This window comes from Streptomyces sp. F63, from assembly GCF_018070345.1.
In the GTDB taxonomy this organism is placed as follows: Bacteria; Actinomycetota; Actinomycetes; order Streptomycetales; family Streptomycetaceae; genus Streptomyces.
The window spans coordinates 1-24618 of the sequence record NZ_JAGPXX010000051.1; the positions used below are offsets into that span (position 1 = coordinate 1).

A 24618-nucleotide genomic window follows, 5' to 3' on the forward strand; every position below is an offset into this window, starting at 1 on the left:
AACGGGATGCCCATCAGCCACCCGATCCGCCGGGAACATCCCGCTTCGCGGGACGTTCCCGAAAACCAGGATCAACCCCCGCAAGCCGACGCCACCGGGGTTGACGAAACAGATAGGGGCACCCCCCTCAGCACCGATACTTCCGCCGGCTCCCGAAACCGGCCGGCCTAGGACCGACGGCCGAGAGCATGACCGACTTTCGACAGGAGCCAGTGTCGGTTGCGCCCCTTACGCTGGCGCCATGACCGTTCCGGAGCCCGGAGACAGTGCCGACACCGGCGTCGACACCGTCACTGCCCTCGATGCCGTACCCGATACCGCCGCCCCCGCCGGCACCGCCGGGCAGCGTTCGTCCTTCCGCTCCCGGTCCCCGTCGTCCTCCTCGTCACCCCCCGCGTCTCCGCCTCCGCCCACCGGGCGTGGCCGCGGCAAGACCGCCGGCCCGGGCGGGGGGCCCGTGGCGGCCGGGCCGGAGGGGGAGACGATCTGGCGGCGGCCGTTCCGCGGGCTCACCCTCGGCATCATCTCCGTCGTGTCCCTCATCGCCTTCGAGGCGAGCGCCGTGCACACCGCCATGCCCGCCGCGGCCCACGCGCTGGACGGCATCCCGCTCTACGCCTACGCGTTCTCCGGCTACTTCACCGCCAGCCTCTTCGCCATGGCCCTCTCCGGCGAGTGGTGCGACCGCAAGGGGCCGTTGGTGCCGCTGTTCACCGGGGTGGCCGCGTTCGGCGGCGGGCTGGTGATCTCCGGGGCGGCGCGGGACATGTGGACGTTCGTCGGCGGACGGGCCGTGCAGGGCGTCGGCGGCGGGCTGGTGATCGTCGCCTTGTACGTGGTGGTCGGCCGGGCCTATCCGGAGCGGCTGCGCCCGGCGGTGATGGCGTCGTTCTCCGCCGCCTGGGTGCTGCCGGTGATCGTCGGGCCGCTGGTGGCCGGCACGGTCACCGAGAGTCTGGGCTGGCGCTGGGTCTTCCTCGCCATCCCCGTGCTCGTTCTGCTGCCGCTCACCGTGATGCTGCCCGCGCTGCGGAGACTTCCGGAGAACGGCGGCCGCACCGCCGCCGTCAACCGGCGCCGCGTGCTGCTCGCCCTGGCCGTCGCCGCCGGGGCGGGGCTGCTCCAGTACGCGGGTCAGGACCGGAGCCCGGGGGCCGTGCTGCCGGCCGTCGCCGGCCTGGCCCTGCTGGTGCCGTCCGTGCTGCGGCTGCTGCCGCGCGGGACGTTCCGGGCGGGGCGGGGGCTGCCGTCGGTGGTGCTGCTGCGCGGGGTCGCGGCCGGGTCCTTCCTGGGCGCGGAAACGTTCGTGCCGCTGATGCTGGTGGCCGAGCGGGGGCTGTCGGTGACGCTCGCCGGCTTCGCGCTCACCGGCGGCGGACTGACCTGGGCCCTCGGCTCGTACACCCAGAGCCGGTCGCGGCTGGAGCCGTACCGGGAGCGGCTGATGCAACTCGGCATGGTGCTGATGGCCGCGGCCATCGCGGGCCCGGCCCTGGCCCTGATCGACGGGCTGCCCGGCTGGGCGCCCTGGACGCTGGTCGCCGCCTCCTGGGCGGTCGGCGGCTTCGGCATGGGGCTGACCATCTCCAGCGGGAGTGTGCTGCTGCTCCGGCTCTCCCAGCCGGAGGAGGCGGGCTCCAACTCGGCCTCCCTGCAGGTCTCCGACGCACTGGGCAACATCGCGCTGGTCGGGCTGAGCGGCATGCTCTTCGTCGGCCTCGGCGGCGGCTCGGTGACGGCCGGCGCCCCCACCGCCCGGGGCGTCGCCACGGGGGCGGCGGCGGGTGGTGGGACGAGCCACGCCACCGCGTTCGCCGCTGTCTACCTGGCGATGGCGGCCGTCGCCCTGGTGGGCGCCTGGGTCGCCACTCGGCTGAGCCCCGGCGAGGACCGCCCCGTGCGGGGAGGGCTCTGAACAGGGCCGTGCGCGCGGAGGCCGGACCTCAATGACCCCATGGTGACCCCACTCTTGGTACCATTTTGGTATGGCTATGAATCTTCGACTGCGCGACGACCAGCAGCACGCACTCAAGGAACGGGCGGAGGCCGAAGGGCGCAGTATGCACGCCATAGTGCTGCAGGCCGTCGACCGCTATCTGGAAGAGGAAGCCGACCGGGAGACCGTGCACCGGCTCGGGGCCAAGTACGCGGCGCGCCATGCGGACCTGCTGCGGAGGCTGGGGGAGTAGTGAAGTACCTGAGGGTCCGGGAGGTTCTGGACCTTGCGGAGTTGGCCTGCGGGGGGCAGCGAGTGGAACTGCGCGACTTGGGGTTGCTCACCTCGGCCGTGCACAGACCACAGTCGCGGATGTTCGGCGTGGAGGCGTATACGGATCTCTTCGAGAAGGCGGCTTCGCTGCTTCATTCCCTGGCGGTGAACCATCCGCTGGTGGACGGGAACAAGCGCACGGCATGGATGTGTGCCGTCGTGTTCCTCGACCTCAACGGTGCCGAGATGACGCAAGTCGACCAGGACGAGGCTTACAAACTCGTCGTGGGGGCCGCGTCGGGTGAACCGCGGGACGTTGCCGATATCGCGGGCAGGCTCCGCGATCTGCACGCCGCACTGTGACGGCCGTCGCACTCCCGCCCGCGGAACGCGCGCCGGGCGGGGGGCCGGCGCCCCGGTAGGGTGGCCCGGTTGTCGTACGTACCCGAGGGCCCGAACCGGAGACCGTGACTACCACCGCCACCACCTCCCATCACCTCTCCCCCGCCTTCCCGGGCCGTGCCCCGTGGGGTACGGCCAACAAGCTGCGCGCCTGGCAGCAGGGGGCGCTGGAGTCGTACATCCAGAAGCAGCCGCGGGACTTCCTCGCCGTGGCGACCCCCGGCGCCGGCAAGACGACCTTCGCGCTGACCCTCGCCTCCTGGCTGCTGCACCACCACGTCGTCCAGCAGGTGACGGTGGTGGCGCCGACCGAGCATCTGAAGAAGCAGTGGGCCGAGGCGGCGGCCCGGGTCGGCATCAGGCTCGACCCGGAGTACTCGGCCGGGCCGCTGGGCCGCGAGTACCACGGCGTGGCCGTCACCTACGCGGGCGTCGGTGTCCGCCCGATGCTGCACCGCAACCGCGTCGAGCAGCGCAAGACCCTGGTGATCCTCGACGAGATCCACCACGCCGGTGACTCCAAGTCCTGGGGCGAGGCGTGCCAGGAGGCGTTCGAGCCGGCCACCCGGCGACTGGCCCTGACCGGTACGCCCTTCCGCTCGGACACCAACCCGATCCCGTTCGTGGCCTACGAGGAGGGCCCGGACGGCATCCGCCGCTCCTCCGCCGACTACACCTACGGCTACGGCAACGCGCTCGCCGACGGCGTCGTCCGGCCGGTGATCTTCCTGTCCTACAGCGGCAACATGCGCTGGCGCACCAAGGCGGGTGACGAGATCGAGGCGCGGCTCGGCGAGCCGATGACCAAGGACGCCGTCTCCCAGGCCTGGCGCACCGCGCTCGACCCGCGCGGCGACTGGATGCCCAACGTCCTGAAGGCCGCCGACCACCGCCTCACCGAGGTGCGCAAGAGCGTGCACGACGCGGGCGGCCTGGTCATCGCCGCCGACCAGGAGGCGGCGCGCGCCTACGCCAAGCTGATCCGCGAGATCACCGGCACGAGCCCGACGGTCGTCCTCTCCGACGACACCGGCGCCTCACAGCGCATCGACGACTTCAGCCACTCCGAGGACCGCTGGATGGTCGCGGTCCGCATGGTCTCCGAGGGCGTGGACGTGCCGCGCCTCGCGGTCGGCGTGTACGCCACGACGATCTCCACCCCGCTGTTCTTCGCCCAGGCCGTCGGCCGCTTCGTGCGGTCCCGGCGGCGCGGTGAGACCGCCTCCGTCTTCCTGCCCACCATCCCGGATCTGCTCGGCTTCGCCAACGAGATGGAGGTGGAGCGGGACCACGTCCTCGACCGGCCGAAGAAGGACGGCGAGGAGGACCCGTACGCCGAGGAGGAGAAGCTCCTCCGGGAGGCGGAGAAGGAACAGGACGAGGACACCGGCGAACAGGACATGCTGCCGTTCGAGGCCCTGGAGTCGGACGCCGTCTTCGACCGGGTGCTGTACGACGGCGCCGAGTTCGGCATGCAGGCCCACCCCGGCAGCGAGGAGGAGCAGGACTACCTCGGCATCCCCGGGCTGCTGGAGCCGGACCAGGTGCAGATGCTGCTGCAGAAGCGGCAGGCGCGGCAGATCGCGCACAGCCGGAAGAAGCCGGCCGAGGAGGCCGATCTGCTGGAACTCCCGGCGGAGCGGCGCCCGGTGGTCACGCACAAGGAGCTGATGGAGCTGCGGAAGCAGCTCAACAGTCTGGTCGGCGCGTATGTCCACCAGAGCGGCAAGCCGCACGGGGTGATCCACACGGAGCTGCGCCGGGTGTGCGGGGGACCGCCGAGCGCGGAGGCCACGGCGGGGCAGCTCCGGGAGCGGATCAAGAAGGTCCAGGAGTGGGCCACGCGGATGCGCTGACGGCGGCCGGCGCATGCCCCGGGCCCGCCCGGCCGTCATCCGGATCGCCGTCCGGGCCGGTCCGGAAGGGGATAAATGGGTACGGGAGTGCCCGGATTCTGGACGGGCTCTTCCGCTGAGCGGGACAGGTCAGTAGCGTTCCGCTCACTCAGACGTGCCGTGGCAACCCCGCCATGGCGCAAGCCGGTGCCAAGCGACCGGCGGCCTCTCCGCGCGCTGCCGCTGGGACCGGCATCGCACCTGCCGTGAGAAGCCGCCGCCACTCACCCGAGGAGGGGGCGTCGTGACCGCGGAGACGTCTCAAACGCTCGACCGAGGACTGAGAGTCCTCAAATTGCTCGCCGATACGGACCACGGACTCACGGTCACCGAGCTGTCCAACAAGCTCGGTGTGAACCGGACCGTGGTCTACCGGCTTCTCGCCACTCTGGAGCAGCACGCGCTCGTCCGCCGGGACCTCGGCGGCCGCGCGCGGGTCGGCCTGGGCGTGCTGCGCCTGGGCCGCCAGGTGCATCCCCTGGTACGGGAGGCCGCGCTGCCCGCGCTGCGCTCCCTCGCCGAGGACATCGGGGCGACGGCCCACCTGACCCTGGTCGACGGCAATGACGCCCTGGCCGTGGCGGTGGTCGAACCGACCTGGACCGATTACCACGTGGCCTACCGGGCCGGGTTCCGTCATCCCCTGGAGCAGGGGGCGGCGGGGAGGGCCATCCTCGCCGCCCGGCAGAACCCGGGCACCGACCCCGGCTTCTCGCTCACGCACGGAGAGCTCCAGGCGGGCGCGAGCGGCGTCGCCGCCCCGCTGCTGGGGGTGACGGGGGTGGAGGGCAGCGTCGGTGTGGTGATGCTCGCCGACTCGGTGCCGGAGCGGGTCGGCCCGCGGGTCGCGGACGCGGCCCGGGAGGTCTCCGACGCCCTGCGCTGAGCAGGGCTGCGGGCACGGCGCGTGGGGCGGGTGCCGGCGCGCCCGGCGGGTGCAGGCCGCGCACCGTCCGCGCCGTGGTGCCGTGCCGCGCGTCCGTGCGTTCCCGCGCCGTGCCGTCCCCCACCCGTGCACCACCGTGCGTGCCCTGCGGTTCCCCGCCGGGCGTCCGCGTACGGCCCGGGTGCCGCCCGGGTACGCGGGGGCGCTCCGCTCCGTCCCGCGGCTCCCGCCGCCGGGCCGGGAGGGGCCGTGCCGGTGGCCGGAGGGGCTCCGGCCCCGGCCGTCCACTAGATTCACCCCATGCCCGTCGCTCTCACCCGTCGCTCCCGCGTCCTCGCCGTCTGTGCGGTGCCCGTCGCCGCCCTGCTGGCGGTGGCGGCGTTCGCTCCGCTGCCGTTCAGCCTCGCGGAGCCGGGTCTCACCGCGGACGTCCTCGGCTCCCGGAAGGGCGAGCAGGTGATCACCATCTCCGGTGCCGAGCCGCGGAAGACCACCGGTGAGCTGCGGATGACGACGATCGCCGCGACGGGCCCGGACGCGGCGGTCGGCCTCGACGACGTCGTCGACGGCTGGTTCCGCGCGGACCGCGCGGTCATGCCCCGGGACTCCGTCTACCCGGTCGGCGAGAACACCGAGGAGATCGAGGAGTACAACCGGGCGGAGATGCGGGAGTCCCAGGACACCGCCACGGCCGCCGCGCTGGGATACCTCGGCCGCTCCCCGAAGAAGGTGAAGGTGACGCTGCGGCTGGCGGATGTCGGCGGCCCGAGCGCCGGCCTGATGTTCGCCCTGGGCATCGTCGACAAGCTCGGCGGCGACGGCCGCGGCGGCGATCTGACCGGTGGCCGGACGATCGCCGGCACCGGCACGATCAGCGCGGACGGGCGGGTCGGCCCGGTCGGCGGCGTACCGCTCAAGACCCGGGCCGCCAAGCGGGACGGGGCGACGGTGTTCCTGGTGCCGGCGGAGGAGTGCGGGGACGCCCGCGTGGAACTGCCCAAGGGCCTGCGGCTGGTTCCGGTGGCGAGCCTGGAGGGGGCCGTGGACGCCCTGACGGCCCTGGAGCGCGGCGGCCGGGTCCCGCACTGCTGACGCCCGCACTGCTGACGATCCGGCCCGGGGCGGCCTCCGCCCGTTTCGGCCCCCGCTCCGTCCCGCCCTTTCCCGCCTTCCCCCGCATCAGGCCCGGTCTGAGGCGGCCTGCCGTACCAGCGGGATGATGCGCAGCGGCACGGGGTTCTCCATGACGATCGCCGTCGAGGCCCGCACGATGCCCTGGTAGCCCACCACCAGGTCGATCACCCGCTGCAGGTCCGCGTTGGAGCGGGCCACCAGCCGGCAGAGCATGTCGCCCTCCCCGGTGGTGGTGTGCAGCTCCAGCACCTCCGGCACCGCGCCCAGATGCGCCCGCACCTGGGCGCCCTGCCCCTGCTTGATCTCCAGGGTCGCGAAGGCGGTCACCGGATAGCCGAGCGCGGCCGGGTCCACGTCCGGCCCGAAGCCGCGGATCACGCCGCCGGCCCGCAGCCGGTCGAGCCGTGCCTGCGCCGTGCCCCGCGCGACGCCGAGCCGGCGCGAGGCCTCCAGTACGCCGATCCGCGGCTCCTCGGCCAGCAGTTCCAGCAGCCGTCCGTCCAGCGCGTCGATCCCCATGGCCGTCCTCTTCCGCCTCTCACCACCTTCTTCGGTGGTCATCATGTACAGATGGTCCGGCATTATCGGCTCATCACTGGTCGAGTTGTCCAGAAGAATCGCGAACTATTGCGCATCTTGTGGGCCGCGGAGACGCTGAGCGCATGACTGAGACGATGAACCAGACCCCTGACACGGCCCGGCAGGCCGACCCCTTCCCCGTGAAAGGGATGCACGCCGTCGTCTTCGCCGTCGGCAACGCCAAGCAGGCCGCCCACTACTACTCGACCGCCTTCGGCATGAAGCGGGTGGCCTACTCCGGACCGGAGAACGGCTGCCGTGAGACGGCCAGCTACGTTCTGGAGTCCGGCGGCGCCCGTTTCGTCTTCACGAGCGTCATCAAGCCCGCCACCGAGCGCGGCCGCTTCCTGGCGGAGCACGTCGCCGCCCACGGGGACGGCGTCATCGACCTCGCCCTGGAGGTCCCGGACGTGCGCGCCGCGTACGCCTACGCCGTCGGGCACGGCGCCACCGGCCTGGAGGAGCCGCACGAGGTGAGCGACGAGCACGGCACCGTCGTCCTCGCCGCCATCGCCACCTACGGCGAGACCCGGCACACCCTCGTGCAGCGCGTGGACTACACGGGCCCGTACCTCCCGGGCTTCGTGGCCGCCGGCCCGATCGTCGAACCCCCTGCCCAGCGCCTCTTCCAGGCCATCGACCACTGCGTCGGCAATGTCGAACTCGGCAAGATGAACGACTGGGTGGCGTTCTACAACACCGTCATGGGCTTCACCAACATGAAGGAGTTCGTGGGCGACGACATCGCCACCGAGTACTCCGCCCTGATGTCGAAGGTCGTCGCCGACGGCACCCTCAAGGTGAAGTTCCCGATCAACGAGCCGGCCATCGCGAAGAAGAAGTCGCAGATCGACGAGTACCTGGAGTTCTACGGCGGCGCGGGCGTCCAGCACATCGCCCTGGCCACCAACGACATCGTCGCCACCGTGCGGGCCATGCGCGCCGCCGGGGTGGAGTTCCTCGACACCCCCGATTCGTACTACGACACCCTGGGCGAGTGGGCGGGCGAGACGCGCGTCCCCGTGGAGGTCCTGCGCGAGCTGAAGATCCTGGTGGACCGGGACGAGGACGGCTACCTGCTGCAGATCTTCACGAAGCCGGTCCAGGACCGCCCGACCGTCTTCTTCGAGATGATCGAGCGCCACGGTTCCATGGGCTTCGGCAAGGGCAACTTCAAGGCGCTCTTCGAGGCGATCGAGCGGGAGCAGGCGAAGCGCGGCAACCTCTGAGCCGTCCCGGCCGCTTCACCCGGGGGTGGTGGGGGAGCACCCCACCGCCCCCGGGCGCCGTGCCCCGCTTCCGCCTCCGCCGATGCCGTGGTCATGGCCGGTCCGGTCCGGCGCCGGTCCCCATCTTTCCGGAGGGCGAGAAGTCCGTTCCGATCTCTTCCCGCCCGGGCGGCCGGGTGCCACCCTGTGCCCATGAGCCGCCTGATCGAACGCCTGCGCGGAGGGCTGCCGGACGAGGCCGTCGTCACGGACCCCGACGTCACCTCCGGATACGCCCATGACCACGCGAGCTTCTGCCCCGCCGGCACCCCGGCCGTGGTGGTCCTCCCCCGGACCGTCGAACAGGTGCGGCACGTCATGCGCACCGCCACCGAACTGCGCGTCCCGGTCGTCCCCCAGGGCGGCCGCTCCGGCCTCTCCGGCGCCGCCAACGCCACGGACGGCTGCATCGTCCTCTCCCTGGTCAAGATGGACCGCATCCTGGAGATCGACCCGGTGGAGCGGATCGCCGTCGTCGAACCGGGCGTGATCAACGCCGTGCTCTCCCGCGCCGTCGCCGAACGGGGCCTGTACTACCCGCCGGATCCCTCCAGCTGGGAGATGTGCACCATCGGCGGCAATATCGGCACCGGGGCCGGCGGCCTCTGCTGCGTCAAGTACGGCGTCACCGCCGAGTACGTGCTGGGCCTTGACGTCGTCCTCGCCGACGGCCGGCTGCTCCGCACCGGGCGCTCCACCGCCAAGGGCGTCGCCGGCTACGACATGACCCGGCTCTTCGTCGGCTCCGAGGGCAGCCTCGGCATCGTCGTCCGGGCCGTGCTCGCGCTCAAACCGCACCCGCCCCGGCAACTCGTCCTCGCCGCCGAGTTCCCCTCCGCCGCGGCCGCCGGCGACGCCGTCTGCCGGATCATGGCGGGCGGGCACACCCCCGCGCTGCTGGAGCTCATGGACCGCACCACGCTCCAGGCGGTCAACAAGCTGGCGAACATGGGACTCCCGGAGTCCACCGAGGCCCTGCTGCTCGCCGGCTTCGACACTCCCGACCCGGCGGCCGACCTCGCCGCCGTCGCCGGACTGTGCACCGCGGCCGGGGCCACCGAGGTCGTCCCCGCCTCCGACCCCGCCGAGTCCGAACTGCTGCTGACGGCACGGCGCCTGGCCATCCACGCACTGGAGGCCGTCCGCTCCGCCACGATGATCGACGACGTCTGCGTGCCCCGCGGCCGGCTCGCCGAGCTGCTGGAGGGCACCGCGGCCGTCGCCGAGAAGCACGACCTCGTCATCGGCGTCTGCGCGCACGCCGGGGACGGCAACACCCACCCCGTCGTCTGCTTCGACCCCCAGGACGCCGACGAATCCCGCCGCGCTCTCGCCTCCTTCGACGAGATCATGGCCCTCGGACTCGAACTGGGCGGCACGATCACCGGCGAACACGGGGTCGGCGTCCTCAAGAAGGAGTGGCTCGCCCGGGAGATCGGCCCCATCGGGCTCGAACTCCAGCGCGGCATCAAGGAGTTGTTCGACCCGCTCGGTCTGCTCAACCCCGGCAAGCTGTTCTGACCGCACCCGCACGGAAGCGCACGAGGGAGTGCGCGGAGCTGCGAGCCCGCGCGCGGAAGCACGAGGGGCTCGAAAGGGGGGGCGGGCGCCGTGACCGGCGCCGGCGGCGAGGCCGCCCGGTCACGGCGCCCCGTCGGAGCTCTCGTCGGACGGGGCCACCGCCAGCAGCTCGCTCAACGCCTCGTCGAGCGGCACCTGTTCGAGCTCCTTCCCCGGTTCCACCAGCCGCAGGATCCGCTCCAGCCAGGCGGACACCGGCGCCGCCGGGGCCTGCAGCAGCGCCTCCCCGTCCGGGGACCGCAGGGCGATGCGGATCACCGCGCGCCCGTCGGCGCTCGCCGGCCGCACCCGCACATCCCCCTCGCCGACCGGCCGGAACACCCCCTCCACCAGCAGCTCCCGCGCGAACGTCCAGTGGACCGGCGCCTCGGAGCCGATGTGGAAGGTGATGTGGACCGCGTACGGATCGTCCGTGCGGTAGACCAGCCGTGCGGGCACGGGGACGCTGCGCTCCGGCGTGAGCAGCAGGACCAGTTCCAGTTCCCTCTCCACCACGGTGTGCATGAACTGCCGTCCTTTCCCTTCGGTGCGGCGGCCGGGCGCGGGCCGCACGGAGCGGAGACCCGTTCTCACCGTTCACTGGGCGACTTCCCGGAAAACTCTCGGAGATCCTCACCGGTCGCGCCGGTCTCTTGCCCGCACCCTTACGCGAAAGTGGTGCGTACCCCGGGACTCGCCCGGCAGGCGTCCCGTTCTGGTACATGTGGACACCGCACCGGGCCCGAGCGTGAACGGGCGGTCCCGGGGCGACGTACACCACTCCGCGCCTGCCGCAGAGATCGCCACCGCACAGACGGCCGAGCAGATACGGGACCACGGACCATGAGCGCCCCAACCCCAGGATCCGCCGACGGCGGCCCCGCCCCGGGCTACTACCCCGACCCGTCCATCCCGGGCTACATCCGGTACTGGAACGGCGCCTCCTGGGTGCCCGGCACGAGCCGTCCGGCCCCGGGCGCAGGGGATCCGATGCCCCCGGCCCCGCCCACCGGAGCCGGCGCCTCCGGACCGCCCCCGGCGGCCTCCCCCGCCCCCGCGGCCTCCTCGCCGTCCGCCCCCTCCGCCTCGCCGTCCTCGTCCTCCTCCCCGCCGGTGTCCCCGGACCCTTCCGTGCCGGCCCAGGACCGCACCGGCCCGATGTACTTCGACGAGATCGCCGGGGCCGCCGCCGCGCAGAGCGGCGGGGAGGACGGACCCGCCGCGGGCCCCCGCGGGGACTCCGCGCCCGCGGCCGCCGCGGAGCCCGGGCCGGGGGACGGCACCGGACCGGCCGGCCCCCGGCGGCCCGGCGGCCCGGTTAACGCCGACGATCCCCGCACCGCGGAGCCCTCCCCGGCCGGACCCGCCGATCCCGCCTCCGCGGGCCCGGAGGGGAGCGGCGGCCCCACGCTCGGCCTCGGTTCCGGCCGCCCCGCCGCCGCGCGCCGCCCCGCCGCCGGAGGGCCCACCCTCGGCCTGGGGCACGGGAGTTCCGGACCGGGCGGAACCCCGGCGGGAGACGACGAGGAGTCCGGCGCGACCCCCTCGGCCACCGCCGCCCGCGAGGGCACCATGACGCTGCGGGCGAGCGGCACCGCCGGCCGGTCCCGTACCCCCGGCGCGGCGGACCCGCGCGCCGCGCACGGCACACCGGCCGCAGCCCCGGGCGACCGTGCGGACCGTCCCGCCCCCGGCCGGGTCCCCGACCAGGGCGGCGCGCCGGCACCGGACGCCCCGGCGGCCGGCACCGGTCCCCGCGCGGGCTCCGTGCCGCGCCCCGCCGGGGAGAACGATCCGCGCACGCCCGGGACCGGGGCCACGACCGCGCAGCCGCCCGCGGACGGCGGTGGCCCGGCGCGGACACCGGGCGGCCCCCTCCCCGGACCGGACCCCCAGGGCCCGCAGCGGCAGACCGCCCGGCAACCGGCCCCCGGGCAACGGCCCCCGCAGTGGCAGTCTCCGCGGCAGGAGGGCCCGGTGCAGCCGGCCGCCTCTCCCGCCGCCGGGCCCCGGGAACCGTCTCCGGCCGCGGCGCCGGGGCCCGCGCCGGCCGCCGGGCTGCCGGGGACGGCCGGGGGAGCCGGGGTGGCGGCCTCCTGGCCCCGGCAGGTGGAGCGGCCGGCGCAGCCCGGCGCCCCCGCCGGGGGAGCGGGCGACGGCGCGGTGGCCCCGTGGCGGCCCCCGGTCGACGACCCCTTTTTGGCCGCTGTCCGGGCGCAGGCCGAGGCCCGTCCGGCCGGGCTCGGCCGCCGCCTCCTCGCCCGGCTGCTCGACACGGCCGTCTTCGGGGTCCTGCTGTCGGCCGCCGCGGTGCCGCTCGGGGTGCGCACGGCCGACCACCTCGACGCCAAGATCGAGAACGCCGAGCTCACGGGCGAGACCGTCACCGTCTGGCTGCTCGACGGCACCACGGCCGGCTATCTCGGCATGTTCCTCGCCGCCCTGCTGCTGCTCGGCGTCGTCTACGAGGTGCTGCCCACCGCACGCTGGGGCCGGACGCTCGGCAAGCGGCTGTGCGGGGTGCGGGTCACGGGCATCGAGTCGCACGAGAACCCGTCGTTCGCCGAGTCGCTCCGCCGCTGGCTGGTCTACAGCCTGCTCGGGCTGCTGGTGGTCGGCGTCGTCAACGTGCTGTGGTGCTTCGTCGACCGGCCCTGGCGGCAGTGCTGGCACGACAAGGCGGCCCGGACCTTCGTGGCGTCCGGCGGCTGACCGGTCCGCCGGCTCCCCCGGACAGCCCGCCCCGGGCTGCGCGCGGCGCGCCTTCGCGGTCGACTGGCGGGTATGGACAGCGATCAGCCGGGAGCCCCGTCCGGTGAGCCGCCGGAGCAGGACCCGTTCCGCAAGCGCCCGCCCGAGGGCGGGGACCTGCCGCCGGACCGCCCCTCGGCGGGCGGCGGCCCGGAGAGCGCCGTTCCGGGCGGTGGCCCCTACGGGCCTCCGCCGCCCGGCGGGCCGCCTCCCGGTTCGCCCCCGCCCGGCGGCCAGGGCACCCCGCCGCCCGGCGGTTACGGGGCGCCCCCGCCCGGCGGCCCGTACGGCGGCGCCCCGTACGGCGGTCCGTACGGCGCCCCTTACGGCGGGCCCGATCCGCTGGCCGGGATGCCCCCGCTGGCGAGCCTCGGCCGGCGTCTGCTGGCCCGTATCATCGACGGCCTGCTGATCGGCATCCCCGTGGGAGCGGTCGTGGGCGGGCTCATCAGCGGGTTCGATTACGGTTTCGGCGACAACGACGACATGGGGGAGTCGACCGGGGTCCAGCTCGTCATCCTGATCGTGTACTTCGTCTACGAGGGGCTGATGCTCTCCCGGTCCGGCCAGACGGTCGGCAAGATGCTGATGAAGATCCGGGTGGCGATGCTCGCCGACGGGTCGGTGCCGGCGGGGAGTCCCGGCTGGACGCGGGCGGCGGTCTATTCGCTGCCGCAGCTGGTGCCGTGTTTCGGCTTCGTCTTCTGGCTGGTCAATGTGCTGTTCTGCACCTGGGACAGGCCGTACCGGCAGTGCCTGCACGACAAGGCGGCGAAGACGGTGGTGGTCTCCGCGCCGTGAACCGGGCAGCCGCGGGTGAGCCGGGTGGCGGAGCGCGTCCGGCCGCGGGCCGGCGGTGCTGTGGTGGTTCGGCCGTGCGTCCCCCTGCGCGGTACGGGGCTCGCGGCCGGCGGGTCAGCGGCGCCCGGAGGGCGAGGAGGCGCCGGCGCCGGCCCGGGGACGGGCCGTGTGCTCGCGGGCTGCGGGAACGGATACCGTCCGGCGGGGCACGGAGGTCCGCTCGCCGGTCCCCGGGGCGGCGGCGGTGCGGACGGCGCGCGGGCCGGAGACCGTCACGGCGACGAAGAGGCCGAGTGCCAGTCCGGCGAGGGCGATCGAGGCGATGCCGGCCACGGAACGGGTCTGGGAGAGCACCAGCATGACCATCGTCGAGCAGACGACGGTGGCCGAACCGTAGGCGAGCTGTGCGGCAGTCGGACGCGGCATGGCGGATTCCGTCCTCGGAACAGGGTCTTGGGGGATGGTTCGAGTCTTCGCGCACCCCGGGATGGCGGCTCCGGTGGGAGGCCGGTACCGTCAACTCCCCGGGAAAAACGCAGCGTTCGCGCCGTTTCCTGACTCTACGGTGCTGTCTGCCCGAGCGGAACTTCCCGCAAGCGTGACCTGACCCTCACTCCAGGTGCACAGGGGGCGCACGGATTCATCCTCCGTTCCACGGGCTGAGATGGGTGCGCCTGTTCGGTTTCCACGGCCGGTCGCGGAGGTGGGCTCCGTCCGATTATCGATCTTGGGAAGCCGGTGAACGTACACCTGTGGCGTGTTCAAGTCAAGATCTGTCTTTTCGGCGCGAAGTCGGATCCAATGCCCTGCGGAAGAGGCAGCACTGGGTAACACCCGGGAGGACAGCGCCAAGTGAGAACCCATCGCAGAGTCGCCAGAGCCGCGGCTCTGGCCACCGTGATCGCCGCCATGGGCGCGACCGCTCTGCCGGCCCTCGCGGCCGAGGCGGAGGACGGCGGGCCCGCCGCGATTGAGCGCCGGGACCCGGCGCCCGCGAAGACGCATGTGGAGCACGACCTCGAGGGCCCGTTCAGCGAGCGGCAGAAGGCGCAGCGGGAGAGCGCCCTTCAGCAGGTGCTCGCGGGCGAGGCCAAGACGAAGAAGCGTGGCGCCTCGCGCGTCGTCAGGCTCGACAGCGGCAAGTACGTCGAGCTGGCCCGCGAGAAGACCGACAAGATCTTCACCATCCTCGTGGAGTTCGGCGACAAGGTCGACGACACCACGATGTTCGACCCCGACGGGCCGGACGGACCCGAGCAGCCGGTCCCCAAGTACGGCGGCACGCCCGGCCCGCAGCACAACGAGATAGCCGAGCCCGACCGTGCGGTGGACAACAGCACCGAGTGGCGCGAGGACTTCGACCGGCAGTACTTCCAGGACCTCTACTTCTCGGAGGAGAAGGGTGAGGAGTCCCTCAAGAAGTACTACGAGAAGCAGTCGTCCGGCCGCTACTCGGTCGACGGCACCGTCTCCGACTGGGTCAAGGTCGAGTGGAACGAGGCCCGTTACGGCTCGAACTACTGCGGCAGCAGCAACTGCGCCAACGTCTGGGACGCGGTGCGCGACGGCGTGACCGCCTGGGCCGCGGACCAGAAGGCGGCCGGCAAGACCACCGCGGAGATCAAGGCCCAGCTCGCCGAGTACGACACCTGGGACCGCTACGACTTCGACGCCGACGGCGACTTCAACGAGCCCGACGGCTACATCGACCACTTCCAGTTCGTGCACGCCGGTGAGGACGAGTCCGCCGGCGGCGGCGCCCAGGGCGGCGACGCGATCTGGGCGCACCGCTGGTACGCGTACGGGGTCAACGCCGGCAAGACCGGACCGGAGAACAACAAGGCCGGCGGCACGGAGATCGGCGACACCGGCGTCTGGGTCGGCGACTACACCGTGCAGCCCGAGAACGGCGGTCTCGGCGTCTTCGCGCACGAGTACGCCCACGACCTCGGCCTGCCGGACCTCTACGACACCTCCGGCACCGGCGAGTCCTCGGTCGGCTACTGGTCCCTGATGTCCTCCGGCTCCTGGCTGGGCGAGGGCAAGGACGCCATCGGCGACCTGCCGGGCGACATGACGGCCTGGGACAAGCTCCAGCTCGGCTGGCTGGACTACGACACCGCCAAGGCGGGCAAGCGCTCCTACCACAAGCTGGGCGTGGCCGAGTACAACACCAAGGACGCGCAGGCCCTCGTGGTCGAGCTGCCGGACAAGTCGAAGACCACCACCGTGGTGAAGCCCGCCGAGGGCGCCACCCAGTGGTGGAGCGACATGGGTGACGACCTCAAGAACACCCTGTCCCGCCCGGTCGACCTGACCGGCCGGTCCGCGGCCTCCCTCCAGCTCAAGGGCTGGTGGGACATCGAGCAGGACTACGACTACCTGTACACCGAGGTCTCCACCGACGGCGGCGCCAACTGGAAGCCGCTGGACGGCACCGCGAACGGCAAGGCCATCCCGCGCGACGGCGCCGACGAGCCGGCCCTGCACGGCGCCTCCGGCGACTACCAGGACCTGGTCTACCCGCTGGACGCCTACGCCGGCCAGAAGATCGACCTCCGCTTCCGCTACCAGACGGACGGCGGCCTGGCGATGATGGGCTTCGCGGCCGACGCGATCTCCGTCACGGCCGACGGTGAGACGCTCTTCACGGACAACGCCGAGAACGGCGACAACGGCTGGACCGCGGACGGCTTCAAGCGCATCGGCGAGTCGTTCACCAACGAGTACCCGCAGTACTACATCGCCGAGAACCGGCAGTACGTCTCGTACGACAAGACCCTGAAGACGGGCCCGTACAACTTCGGGTTCCCGGACCGCCCGAACTGGGTGGAGCACTTCCCCTACCAGAACGGCCTGATGGTCTGGCTCTGGGACACCTCGCAGCACGACAACAACGTGGGCGTCCACCCCGGCGAGGGCCTGATCCTCCCGGTCGACGCGCACGCCGTCCCGGAGAAGTGGAGCGACGGCACCCTGATGCGCAACCGCATCCAGGCGTACGACTCCCCCTTCAGCCTGTACCGCACGGACGGCTTCACCCTGCACAAGAACGGTGAGCCGGCCAAGGTCAAGGCCAAGAAGGGCGTCCGGGTCTTCGACGACCACAAGGGGACGTACTGGTACGAGTCGAACCCGACCGCCGGTGTGAAGGTTCCTGACACCAACACCCGGATCCAGATCCTCAAGGAGGCCCGCAGCGGCTCCAAGATGGTGCTGAAGGTCGGCCCCTCGGTTCGATGACCCGGTAAAATCGCAGGTCGAAGCGGTATCGGCCGTCGCCTTGGCGGGCGGCGGCCGATCGCCGTCTAGGATGCGAGAACGAGCTTCTTATTGACACCCCGCCTCGCGGGGGGAGGGAGGGACATGGCCGGCGGAGGATTCACCAGACTCCCGGGCGGCAGCGTCGTCGTCGCTCTCTCCCTGCCGCGGCCCACGGCCTGGGGGGCGGGGGAGACGGCGCGGGTGCGGGTGCTCGTCCACGCGGCGAACCGCCCCCGGGCCCTGACCCGGCTGAAGAACCACGGGCTGCGCGCCGTCCATCTGCGGGGCAACGCCGAGCCGCCGACCCCGGACGAGGTCACCGCCGTGCTGCACCACCCCGACGGCCTGCTCTGGCGGTCCGTGCCCGACGACGCCACGGAGCTCTGGCACCCCATCGCGAGCCTGCTCCGGCCCGCCGCCTGAGCCGCGCTCCCGCCGGAGTCTTCCGCCGGAGTCTTCCGGCGGAGTCTTCCGGCGGAGGCCCGCGGCCGCGGGGATCCGGCCGGACCGGCGCGGGAGGGCCCGCCCGTCAGCCCACGACCGGCTTGCCCTGGAGCTCCACGCCCGCCTCGCGCAGCTCCTCCAGGGTGCGCTCGGTGCTCTCCGCGGCGACGCCGGCCGTGAGGTCCAGCAGCACGCGGGTCCTGAAGCCCTCGCGCGCCGCGTCGAGCGCGGTGGCGCGGACGCAGTGGTCGGTGGCGATGCCCACCACGTCGACCTCCTCGATCTCCCGCTCGTGCAGCCAGTCGGCGAGCGGGACGTCGTTCTCGTCCCGGCCTTCGAAGCCGCTGTAGGCGGCGGCGTGCGCGCCCTTGTCGAAGACGGTGTCGATGGCGCCGGAGGCGATGGCGGGGGTGAAGTTCGGGTGGAAGCTGCTGCCCTCGGTGCCCGCGACGCAGTGGGGCGGCCAGGACTCCTTGAAGTCCGGGTTCTCGGAGAAGTGGCCGCCCGGGTCGATGTGGTGGTCGCGGGTGGCGACGACGTGGCGGTAACCGGCCGTCGACTCCGCCACCAGATCGGTGATCGCGGCGGCGACGTCCGCGCCGCCGGCGACCGCGAGGCTGCCGCCTTCGCAGAAGTCGTTCTGCACATCGACGACTATCAGTGCACGGTGCATGGTGCGGGCCCTTCGGCTGGTCGAGCGGCGGGTACGGACCTCCGCGGGAGGCCGGAAACCGTCCCGTAACCCAGGGTAAGGGACGGTCCGGACCCGCTGGGCGGGGGGGCGGGAACGCCCGCTGCCGCCCGGGCGGGTCGGTCCCGGGGGTGCGGCACCGCCGTGGGGGCGGGTGGAGCGGGCGGCGTCGTTGCCGCCGTGGTCGTACCGGGCGTGAGGGCGCCCCGCGGGCGCGGGAGCGGTGGATCCGGGTGCCCGGAGCACTACCGCCGTACCCGCGCCGCACCGGCGCTACACGTACCCGCGCGCAGCACGTGCCCGCTCGTCACGCGTACTCGGTGGGGATGACCGGCTCACCGCTGCTCAGCTGCATCGCCGACAGCGGAAGCCGGGCGCGGACGGCGAGGTGGCGGTCGCGTACGGCCTCCAGCGGCTCCCGGGCCAGTACCTCACCGGCCCGTACGAGCTCCGTCTGCAGCAGAGCGTCCTCGTACTCCGGGGGCACCGGGCCGGTTCCGACGACCTCGGCCTCGGCGGTCCCGTCGGGCTCGTACCGGCGCGCGGCCCACTTCCGGCCGCCGGCGGAGGTCTTGCCGCCCACCGACCGCTTCGCCACCGGCAGCAGCGGCGCCGACGGATCGGCCGATTCCGCCCGCGCGACGAGCTTGTAGACCATGGAGGCGGTCGGATGGCCGGAACCGGTCACCAGCCGGGTGCCGACCCCGTACGAGTCCACCGGGGCGGCGGCCAGCGAGGCGATGGCGTACTCGTCGAGGTCGCTGGTCACCACGATCTTCGTGTCCCGGGCGCCGAGGGAGTCGAGCTGCGCCCGGACCCGGTGGGCCACCAGGAGCAGGTCGCCGGAGTCGATGCGGACCGCGCCCAGCCCCGGCCCGGCGATCTCGACGGCCAGCCGGACGGCCTCGGCCACGTCGTAGGTGTCGACCAGCAGCGTGGTGCCGCGGCCGAGGGACTCGACCTGGGCGGTGAAGGCGTCGCGCTCGCTGTCGTGCAGCAGGGTGAAGGCGTGCGCGCTGGTGCCCACGGTCGGGATGCCGTAGCGGAAGCCGGCCGCCAGCTCGGAGGTGGCGGAGAAGCCGCCGACGTACGCGGCGCGGGAGGCGGCCACGGCCGCCAGTTCGTGCGTGCGCCGGGCGCCCATCTCCAGCAGTGGCCGGGAGCCGGCCGCCACCGACATCCGGGACGCGGCGGCGGCCACCGCCGAGTCGTGGTTGAGGATCGAGAGGATCACCGTCTCCAGCAGCACGGCCTCGGCGAAGCTGCCCTCGACACGGAGGACGGGTGAGCCGGGGAAGTGGACGTCCCCCTCGCGGTAGCCGCTGATGTCGCCGCGGAAGCGGTAGCCGGCCAGCCACTCCAGGGTCGGCTCGTCCACGACCCGGCGCTCCCGCAGGAAGGCGAGCATCTCGGGCTCGAAGCGGAAGTTCTCCACGGCGTCCAGCACCCGGCCGGTGCCCGCGACGACCCCGTAGCGGCGGCCCTCGGGCAGCCGGCGGGCGAAGACCTCGAAGACCGAACGGCGGCCGGCGGTGCCCGCCCGCAGGGCGGCCTGCAGCATCGTGAGTTCGTAGTGGTCGGTGAAGAGCGCCGTCGACGGCACGGCGACCGGCAGCCCCAGGTCTGCTGAGTTCATGACAGCGATGCTAACCCCATTTCGTCAGTTTGACGATTTCTGGGGCCAGTCCGTTTGTGCGATGTACGCCACTGGATGGCAGCATGGAGCCTGTGAGTGTCGCCCCCATCGAGATCGAGCAGACGGAGACCGGCGGAGCGCCCTCGGAGGTGCCCGAGCCCGATGTCCCCTGGGTGACGATCGTGCACAACGACCCGGTCAACCTCATGAGCTATGTGACCTACGTCTTCCAGGCGTACTTCGGCTACTCGAAGGACAAGGCGAGCAAACTCATGCTCGATGTACATCACAAGGGCCGCGCCATCGTCTCCAGCGGCAGCCGCGAGGAGATGGAGCGCGACGTCCAGGCCATGCACGGCTACGGCCTGTGGGCCACCCTGAGCCAGGACCGCTGATGGCGGGCGCGTTCGAAGCCGTACCGGGCGGCGGGGCCGCCGTCGCGCTCGACCCGGTCGAGGTCTCCATCCTGCGCAGCCTCGCCGTGCAACTGCTGGAGCTCGTCGGCCCGGGTGATGAGCCCGCCGACGGGGCCGACCCGCTCGACGCCCTCTTCGCCGACGGCCCCAGCGCTCCCCCCTCCGACCCGGCCCTGGCCCGGCTCTTCCCCGACGCCTACGGGGACCCGGAGCGCGAGCCCGGCGGCGACGGCGAGGAGAAGATCCGCGAGTACGCCGCCGAGTTCCGCCGCTACACCGAGAACGACCTGCGCGCCCGCAAGCGCCGGGACGCCCTCGGCGTCGTCCACGCCCTGGACCGGCTGCACGCCCCCGAGGACGGGGAGGCCCTCCTCGAACTCGCCCCGGAGGAGTCCCGGCAGTGGCTCGGCACCCTCAACGACCTGCGGCTGGCCATCGGCACGCGGCTGGAGATCAGCGAGGACGACCAGGAGCTCTACCGGCTGCCCGACAGCGACCCGCGCAAGCCGATGGTGATGGCCTACCTCTGGCTCGGCGGGCTCCAGGAGTCCCTCGTCGGGACGCTGACGGCCTGAGCCGGGCCGCGTGCCCGCTCGCCCCCCCCGGGCCGGGCCCTGCCCGCACCCGGCCGGCGCCGTGAGCCGGATCACCTCCCACCGGAACGGTGCGCCCGGTCCTGCGGCTTCGCCGCTTCCGCGTGGACCCTCCCGGCCCTCATCTCACGTTGTGGGCCACCACTGTCTCACCAGGGGGACACCTCCCTCCGGGGCCACCGGATGCCGCCATACCCTAGGAGGCATGCTGACCATCACCCAGGATCTCCACGACCGGATCGTGGCCCACGCACGCGCCGATCATCCCGACGAAGCGTGCGGAGTGATCGCCGGCCCCATCGGCTCCGGCCGCCCCGAGCGCTTCATCCCCATGCTGAACGCGGCCCGCTCGCCCACCTTCTACGAGTTCGACTCGACGGACCTGCTGAAGCTCTACCGGGAGATGGACGACCGCGACGAGGAGCCGGTGGTCATCTACCACTCGCACACCGCGACCGAGGCGTACCCGTCCCGCACGGACGTGACCTACGCCAACGAACCCGGCGCGCACTACGTCCTGGTCTCCACCGCCGAGTGCGGCAACGGCGAAGGCCCGGCGGAATTCCGGTCGTTCCGCATCGTCGAGGGCGAGATCACCGAAGAGGACGTGAAGATCGTCCCGTCGTACTGAGCACCCCCGGCGGCTCCCGGTGTCCAGCGCACCGTCCACGCTGCGAGACGCGTATCCGGAACTCGGACGGGGAATCGATACGATGCCCCCATGGTTGTCCACGGCGTGAGCGACAAGACCCCGGGCCCGCTGCTCGTGGCGCGGCTGCACGTCGATCTGTGCCGCCTCGCCAGCGCGATCTGTCCCCGCTGAGCCTCCGGGGCCCCACGAACCCGCCCCGCCACGGCCCCCGTCAGCGAACCGGGGCCCGGCCCCGCCCTTGTCCCGCCGCGCGCACCCCGACCCCTCCCCGACAGGAGCACCCTGCCCATGTCCATCCAGGTCCGCATCCCGACCATCCTCCGCACCTACACCGACGGCCAGAAGTCGGTCGAGGGCAACGGCGCCACCATCGAGGAGCTCTTCACCGACCTCGAAGCACGGCACACCGGCATCCGCGAGCGCCTGGTCGACGACGGCAACCTGCGCCGGTTCGTCAATGTGTACCTGAACGACGAGGACGTCCGCTTCCTCGACGGCATCAACACCAAGCTCAGCGACGGCGACAGCGTCACCATCCTCCCCGCCGTCGCCGGCGGCTCCGCCCACGCCGCGCAGCACCGCACCGGCGGCCGGACGCACCGCATGAAGCGGACCCGCTGATGCGCTACGACAGCCCGCTCGCCGCGGTGGGCCACACCCCCCTGGTGCGGCTGCCGCGGCTCTCGCCGTCCGACGACGTCCGCATCTGGGCCAAGCTGGAGGACCGCAACCCCACCGGCTCCATCAAGGACCGCCCCGCGCTGCACATGATCGAGCAGGCGGAGAAGGACGGCGTGCTCACCCCCGGGTGCACCATCCTGGAACCGACCTCCGGCAACACCGGCATCTCGCTCGCCATGGCCGCCCGGCTCAAGGGCTACCGCATCGTCTGCGTCATGCCCGAGAACACCTCCGAGGAACGGCGCCAGCTGCTCGCCATGTGGGGTGCGGAGATCATCTCCTCCCCGGCCGCGGGCGGCTCCAACACCGCGGTCCGGATGGCCAAGGAGATCGCGGAGAAGAACCCGGACTGGGTGATGCTCTACCAGTACGGCAACCCCTCCAACACCGGTGCCCACTACTCCGGCACCGGCCCGGAGATCTTCGAGGACCTGCCCTCCATCACGCACTTCGTCGCAGGCCTCGGCACCACCGGCACCCTCATGGGCGCCGGCCGCTACCTCCGCGAGCGGAAGCCCGGCGTGCGGATCGTCGCAGCCGAACCGCGCTACGACGACCTGGTCTACGGGCTGCGCAACCTCGACGAGGGCTTCGTTCCCGAGCTCTACGACGAGTCGGTGCTCACCACCCGCTACTCGGTCGGCTCCGAGGACGCCGTCGTCCGCACCCGCCAACTCCTGCGCGAGGAAGGCATCTTCGCGGGCATCTCCACCGGCGCCGCGCTGCACGCGGCGATCGGCGTCGGCCGCAGGGCGGTCCGGGACGGCGAGACCGCCGACATCGTCTTCATCGTCGCCGACGGCGGCTGGAAATACCTCTCGACCGGCATCTACACCGCCGCCACCACGGAAGAGGCCGTCGAGGCCCTGCAGGGCCAGCTCTGGGCCTGACGTCCGCCGCGCACCGGACCCGTCCCGGCCGGTCTCCCGCCATCCGCGCGGGAGACCGGCCGCGACGCTTCCACAGATGTCAGCCGGCCAGGTGGCGGACCCGGCTCCACACCGAGCCGTCCACCTCGCCGACCCGGCGCCGGAACTCCGCCAGCGGCACGTCCCGCAGCTCGTCCGGGGTCAGATAGCTCCTCCGGCCCGACCGGTCACCGACCGAGCCCGGCGGCAGCTCCACGACCCCCGGCCGCCCACCCCGGTCCCGGCTGGTGATCTTCACGACCCGGGCCGAGCCCCCGCGCACCGACAGCACCAGGCAGGGCCGGTCCTTCGACCCCGGCCCGTCCTCGAACGGGACGTCCGCCCACCAGATCTCCCGCGCCCGCGGCGCCGGCACCGGCCCGGCGGACCGCTCCCCGGCCCGCTTCCCCGGGCGGACGGCGGGCCGCGGCCGCGTACGGCCCCGGGGCCCGGGCCGCGGCCGCTCCCCGGCCCGCCCCGGCGGCCGGAGCCGCCCCCCGGCCCGGCGGCGGGCCCGGTCCGGGGGCGCGCCCCGCCCCCAGCCGTCCACCACCGACGCCACCAGCGCCAGGACCACCACCACGGCCAGCGCCACCCACACCCATGTGTCCATGACCACACACCTTTCCCGCACCGGCCGCCCTCCGGCCGTTCTGTGCCGCCCGCGCCCGGTCCCCGAACAGGGCCCCGGTCCGCGTACCCCGGAAGCGAACCCTCCGCCGCTGCCACCCCCGTACCGGTGAAGCGGTGGGTGAGTTCCCCCACAACAGCCCGCCACAGAGGGGCGACCAGCCCTTTCGCGCCTTACGCTCGACAAACCGTACGGCCCCCGGATCCTCCCCCGCGTCAAGACCAGCCGGGGGACTGAAGCACTCGGAGGTTCCCGCTTCATGAAGCTCACCGTCGTCGGCTGCTCCGGGTCGTTTCCGTCCGCGGACTCGGCCTGTTCGAGCTACCTCGTCGAAGCCGACGGCTTCCGGCTGCTCCTCGACATGGGCAACGGCGCCCTGGGCGAGCTGCAGCGCCACTGCGGTCTCTACGACCTCGACGCCGTGATACTGAGCCACCTGCACGCCGACCACTGCATCGACATGTGCGGCTACTTCGTGGCCCGCTACTACCGGTACGAGGGCGGCCGGCCCGCCGCCATCCCGGTCTACGGGCCCGAGGGCACGGAGCAGCGGCTCTCCGCCGCCTATGACGACGTGCCCTCCGAGAAGTCGATGAGCGAGGTCTTCGACTTCCGCACGCTCAAGCCCGGCACCTTCGAGATCGGCCCCTTCACCGTCCACACGGACGAGGTGAGCCACCCCGTGGAGGCCTACGGCTTCCGCATCGAGCACGGCGGCCGGACGCTGACGTACAGCGGCGACACCGGACCCTGCAAGGCGCTGGAGGGCCTCGCCGACGGCGCCGACCTCTTCCTCTGCGAGGCGTCCTTCACCCACGGCAAGGAGGACCTCCCGGAACTGCACCTCAACGGCCGGGAGGCGGGGGAGCAGGCCCGGCGGGCCGGGGTGGGGCGGCTGGTGCTGACCCACATCCCGCCCTGGACGGACGCCTCGGTGAACCTCCGTGACGCGCGCGAGGTCTTCGACGGCCCCGTCGAACTCGCCCGCCCCGGCGCCGTCTACGAGGTGTAGCCGCCGCGGGCAGCGGCTCGGCGGGAGCGGTGACGGGATCCGGGTTCCATGGTCCCACCCGGGTCCCGTTTCCCCTCCGGCCGAGCCGTTCCGCGGGTGCTCCGGTGCTGCGGTGCTGCGGTCCTGCGGTCCTGCGGTCCTGTGGTTCTGCGGGCGCGGCACCGGACGCTGCGACGGGAAACGGCGGCGGGCGTGCCGGGGGGCC

Annotated in this window: 25 protein-coding genes; 19 read left to right on the plus strand and 6 right to left on the minus strand. The window is 73.0% G+C overall.

The window, feature by feature from the left end; all coding sequences use genetic code 11:
- Positions 1-241 precede the first annotated feature (241 nt).
- The 6 genes from KBZ10_RS28270 (at position 242) to KBZ10_RS28295 (ending at position 6484) form a co-directional block, all read left to right on the plus strand.
- Positions 242-1915: an MFS transporter gene (locus KBZ10_RS28270; protein WP_210990591.1), complete on the plus strand. Its 1674-nt coding sequence runs from the start codon at positions 242-244 to the stop codon at positions 1913-1915.
- Positions 1916-1991: 76 nt separating this feature from the next.
- Complete coding sequence (locus tag KBZ10_RS28275) at positions 1992-2189, plus strand: ribbon-helix-helix protein, CopG family (protein ID WP_125626012.1); 198 nt, start codon at positions 1992-1994, stop codon at positions 2187-2189.
- The gene (locus tag KBZ10_RS28280) at positions 2189-2572 is read left to right on the plus strand and encodes a type II toxin-antitoxin system death-on-curing family toxin (protein WP_210990592.1); all 384 of its coding nucleotides are present in this window, start codon (positions 2189-2191) and stop codon (positions 2570-2572) included. The genes KBZ10_RS28275 and KBZ10_RS28280 overlap by 1 nt, the downstream gene beginning before the upstream one ends.
- A gap of 104 nt (positions 2573-2676) precedes the next feature.
- Positions 2677-4467 carry a DEAD/DEAH box helicase gene (locus tag KBZ10_RS28285; RefSeq protein ID WP_210990593.1) on the plus strand — a complete coding sequence of 597 codons (1791 nt, stop codon included), beginning with the start codon at positions 2677-2679 and terminating at the stop codon, positions 4465-4467.
- A 283-nt stretch (positions 4468-4750) separates the two neighbouring features.
- Positions 4751-5392, plus strand: coding sequence for an IclR family transcriptional regulator (locus tag KBZ10_RS28290; protein ID WP_030547190.1), 642 nt, complete (start codon positions 4751-4753; stop codon positions 5390-5392).
- 300 nt (positions 5393-5692) lie between these two features.
- A complete protein-coding gene (locus tag KBZ10_RS28295; protein ID WP_210990594.1) occupies positions 5693-6484 on the plus strand; it encodes a S16 family serine protease in 792 nt (263 codons plus the stop codon).
- Between the two features lie 87 nt (positions 6485-6571).
- On the opposite strand, the gene KBZ10_RS28300 is transcribed toward KBZ10_RS28295, so the two are convergent.
- A complete protein-coding gene (locus KBZ10_RS28300; protein ID WP_210990612.1) occupies positions 6572-7045 on the minus strand; it encodes an Lrp/AsnC family transcriptional regulator in 474 nt (157 codons plus the stop codon).
- Positions 7046-7188: 143 nt separating this feature from the next.
- Between KBZ10_RS28300 and hppD the strand changes: the two genes are divergently transcribed.
- Positions 7189-8334, plus strand: a complete 1146-nt coding sequence (gene hppD, locus KBZ10_RS28305) for a 4-hydroxyphenylpyruvate dioxygenase (protein ID WP_210990595.1) — start codon at positions 7189-7191, stop codon at positions 8332-8334.
- A gap of 192 nt (positions 8335-8526) precedes the next feature.
- On the plus strand, positions 8527-9894 hold the full coding sequence (locus KBZ10_RS28310; RefSeq protein WP_210990596.1) for an FAD-binding oxidoreductase: 1368 nt from the start codon (positions 8527-8529) through the stop codon (positions 9892-9894).
- 120 nt (positions 9895-10014) lie between these two features.
- Here the strand turns inward: KBZ10_RS28310 and KBZ10_RS28315 are convergent, their stop codons facing one another.
- Complete coding sequence (locus KBZ10_RS28315; protein ID WP_210990597.1) at positions 10015-10458, minus strand: SsgA family sporulation/cell division regulator; 444 nt, start codon at positions 10456-10458, stop codon at positions 10015-10017.
- 318 nt (positions 10459-10776) lie between these two features.
- Here KBZ10_RS28315 and KBZ10_RS30185 point away from each other — a divergent pair, with 318 nt between their 5' ends.
- Both KBZ10_RS30185 and KBZ10_RS28325 read left to right on the plus strand, forming a co-directional pair.
- A complete protein-coding gene (locus KBZ10_RS30185) occupies positions 10777-12645 on the plus strand; it encodes an RDD family protein (RefSeq protein ID WP_210990598.1) in 1869 nt (622 codons plus the stop codon).
- Positions 12646-12717: 72 nt separating this feature from the next.
- The gene (locus KBZ10_RS28325) at positions 12718-13485 is read left to right on the plus strand and encodes an RDD family protein (protein ID WP_210990599.1); all 768 of its coding nucleotides are present in this window, start codon (positions 12718-12720) and stop codon (positions 13483-13485) included.
- A gap of 114 nt (positions 13486-13599) precedes the next feature.
- Here the strand turns inward: KBZ10_RS28325 and KBZ10_RS28330 are convergent, their stop codons facing one another.
- The gene (locus KBZ10_RS28330) at positions 13600-13911 is read right to left on the minus strand and encodes a hypothetical protein (RefSeq protein ID WP_210990600.1); all 312 of its coding nucleotides are present in this window, start codon (positions 13909-13911) and stop codon (positions 13600-13602) included.
- A 426-nt stretch (positions 13912-14337) separates the two neighbouring features.
- On the opposite strand from KBZ10_RS28330, the gene KBZ10_RS28335 reads away from it, so the two are divergent.
- On the plus strand, positions 14338-16728 hold the full coding sequence (locus tag KBZ10_RS28335) for an immune inhibitor A domain-containing protein (RefSeq protein ID WP_210990601.1): 2391 nt from the start codon (positions 14338-14340) through the stop codon (positions 16726-16728).
- Positions 16729-16851: 123 nt separating this feature from the next.
- A complete protein-coding gene (locus KBZ10_RS28340) occupies positions 16852-17172 on the plus strand; it encodes a hypothetical protein (RefSeq protein ID WP_210990602.1) in 321 nt (106 codons plus the stop codon).
- A 106-nt stretch (positions 17173-17278) separates the two neighbouring features.
- On the opposite strand, the gene KBZ10_RS28345 is transcribed toward KBZ10_RS28340, so the two are convergent.
- Positions 17279-17866, minus strand: coding sequence for an isochorismatase family protein (locus KBZ10_RS28345; protein ID WP_210990603.1), 588 nt, complete (start codon positions 17864-17866; stop codon positions 17279-17281).
- Positions 17867-18191: 325 nt separating this feature from the next.
- Positions 18192-19520, minus strand: a complete 1329-nt coding sequence (locus tag KBZ10_RS28350; RefSeq protein WP_210990604.1) for a nicotinate phosphoribosyltransferase — start codon at positions 19518-19520, stop codon at positions 18192-18194.
- Between the two features lie 83 nt (positions 19521-19603).
- Here KBZ10_RS28350 and clpS point away from each other — a divergent pair, with 83 nt between their 5' ends.
- The 6 genes from clpS to KBZ10_RS28375 all read left to right on the plus strand — a co-directional run bounded on the left by clpS (position 19604) and on the right by KBZ10_RS28375 (position 22752).
- The gene (gene clpS, locus KBZ10_RS28355; protein WP_210990605.1) at positions 19604-19915 is read left to right on the plus strand and encodes an ATP-dependent Clp protease adapter ClpS; all 312 of its coding nucleotides are present in this window, start codon (positions 19604-19606) and stop codon (positions 19913-19915) included.
- Positions 19915-20511 carry a DUF2017 domain-containing protein gene (locus KBZ10_RS28360; protein ID WP_210990606.1) on the plus strand — a complete coding sequence of 199 codons (597 nt, stop codon included), beginning with the start codon at positions 19915-19917 and terminating at the stop codon, positions 20509-20511. Before clpS ends, KBZ10_RS28360 begins: the two co-directional genes overlap by 1 nt.
- Before the next feature lie 223 nt (positions 20512-20734).
- Positions 20735-21160 carry a Mov34/MPN/PAD-1 family protein gene (locus tag KBZ10_RS28365; RefSeq protein ID WP_210990607.1) on the plus strand — a complete coding sequence of 142 codons (426 nt, stop codon included), beginning with the start codon at positions 20735-20737 and terminating at the stop codon, positions 21158-21160.
- Between the two features lie 90 nt (positions 21161-21250).
- Positions 21251-21352: a putative leader peptide gene (locus tag KBZ10_RS30680; RefSeq protein ID WP_019711586.1), complete on the plus strand. Its 102-nt coding sequence runs from the start codon at positions 21251-21253 to the stop codon at positions 21350-21352.
- Between the two features lie 117 nt (positions 21353-21469).
- Positions 21470-21802, plus strand: coding sequence for a MoaD/ThiS family protein (locus KBZ10_RS28370; protein WP_210990608.1), 333 nt, complete (start codon positions 21470-21472; stop codon positions 21800-21802).
- Positions 21802-22752: a PLP-dependent cysteine synthase family protein gene (locus tag KBZ10_RS28375; protein ID WP_210990609.1), complete on the plus strand. Its 951-nt coding sequence runs from the start codon at positions 21802-21804 to the stop codon at positions 22750-22752. Before KBZ10_RS28370 ends, KBZ10_RS28375 begins: the two co-directional genes overlap by 1 nt.
- Positions 22753-22831: 79 nt before the next feature.
- On the opposite strand, the gene KBZ10_RS28380 is transcribed toward KBZ10_RS28375, so the two are convergent.
- On the minus strand, positions 22832-23383 hold the full coding sequence (locus KBZ10_RS28380; protein WP_210990610.1) for a type II toxin-antitoxin system PemK/MazF family toxin: 552 nt from the start codon (positions 23381-23383) through the stop codon (positions 22832-22834).
- A 277-nt stretch (positions 23384-23660) separates the two neighbouring features.
- On the opposite strand from KBZ10_RS28380, the gene KBZ10_RS28385 reads away from it, so the two are divergent.
- Positions 23661-24413: an MBL fold metallo-hydrolase gene (locus KBZ10_RS28385; RefSeq protein ID WP_210990611.1), complete on the plus strand. Its 753-nt coding sequence runs from the start codon at positions 23661-23663 to the stop codon at positions 24411-24413.
- Positions 24414-24618: the final 205 nt, after the last annotated feature.

Excerpts from the sequence above, each read along its gene's own strand:
- KBZ10_RS28270 (WP_210990591.1), top strand. The coding sequence starts at position 242 with ATGACCGTTCCGGAGCCCGGAGACAGTGCCGACACCGGCGTCGACACC.
- KBZ10_RS28275 (WP_125626012.1), top strand. The coding sequence starts at position 1,992 with ATGAATCTTCGACTGCGCGACGACCAGCAGCACGCACTCAAGGAACGG.
- KBZ10_RS28295 (WP_210990594.1), top strand. The coding sequence starts at position 5,693 with ATGCCCGTCGCTCTCACCCGTCGCTCCCGCGTCCTCGCCGTCTGTGCG.
- KBZ10_RS28300 (WP_210990612.1), bottom strand. The coding sequence starts at position 7,045 with ATGGGGATCGACGCGCTGGACGGACGGCTGCTGGAACTGCTGGCCGAG.
- hppD (WP_210990595.1), top strand. The coding sequence starts at position 7,189 with ATGACTGAGACGATGAACCAGACCCCTGACACGGCCCGGCAGGCCGAC.
- KBZ10_RS28310 (WP_210990596.1), top strand. The coding sequence starts at position 8,527 with ATGAGCCGCCTGATCGAACGCCTGCGCGGAGGGCTGCCGGACGAGGCC.
- KBZ10_RS28315 (WP_210990597.1), bottom strand. The coding sequence starts at position 10,458 with ATGCACACCGTGGTGGAGAGGGAACTGGAACTGGTCCTGCTGCTCACG.
- KBZ10_RS30185 (WP_210990598.1), top strand. The coding sequence starts at position 10,777 with ATGAGCGCCCCAACCCCAGGATCCGCCGACGGCGGCCCCGCCCCGGGC.
- KBZ10_RS28325 (WP_210990599.1), top strand. The coding sequence starts at position 12,718 with ATGGACAGCGATCAGCCGGGAGCCCCGTCCGGTGAGCCGCCGGAGCAG.
- KBZ10_RS28330 (WP_210990600.1), bottom strand. The coding sequence starts at position 13,911 with ATGCCGCGTCCGACTGCCGCACAGCTCGCCTACGGTTCGGCCACCGTC.
- KBZ10_RS28340 (WP_210990602.1), top strand. The coding sequence starts at position 16,852 with ATGGCCGGCGGAGGATTCACCAGACTCCCGGGCGGCAGCGTCGTCGTC.
- KBZ10_RS28345 (WP_210990603.1), bottom strand. The coding sequence starts at position 17,866 with ATGCACCGTGCACTGATAGTCGTCGATGTGCAGAACGACTTCTGCGAA.
- KBZ10_RS28350 (WP_210990604.1), bottom strand. The coding sequence starts at position 19,520 with ATGAACTCAGCAGACCTGGGGCTGCCGGTCGCCGTGCCGTCGACGGCG.
- clpS (WP_210990605.1), top strand. The coding sequence starts at position 19,604 with ATGGAGCCTGTGAGTGTCGCCCCCATCGAGATCGAGCAGACGGAGACC.
- KBZ10_RS28360 (WP_210990606.1), top strand. The coding sequence starts at position 19,915 with ATGGCGGGCGCGTTCGAAGCCGTACCGGGCGGCGGGGCCGCCGTCGCG.
- KBZ10_RS28365 (WP_210990607.1), top strand. The coding sequence starts at position 20,735 with ATGCTGACCATCACCCAGGATCTCCACGACCGGATCGTGGCCCACGCA.
- KBZ10_RS30680 (WP_019711586.1), top strand. The coding sequence starts at position 21,251 with ATGGTTGTCCACGGCGTGAGCGACAAGACCCCGGGCCCGCTGCTCGTG.
- KBZ10_RS28370 (WP_210990608.1), top strand. The coding sequence starts at position 21,470 with ATGTCCATCCAGGTCCGCATCCCGACCATCCTCCGCACCTACACCGAC.
- KBZ10_RS28375 (WP_210990609.1), top strand. The coding sequence starts at position 21,802 with ATGCGCTACGACAGCCCGCTCGCCGCGGTGGGCCACACCCCCCTGGTG.
- KBZ10_RS28380 (WP_210990610.1), bottom strand. The coding sequence starts at position 23,383 with ATGGACACATGGGTGTGGGTGGCGCTGGCCGTGGTGGTGGTCCTGGCG.
- KBZ10_RS28385 (WP_210990611.1), top strand. The coding sequence starts at position 23,661 with ATGAAGCTCACCGTCGTCGGCTGCTCCGGGTCGTTTCCGTCCGCGGAC.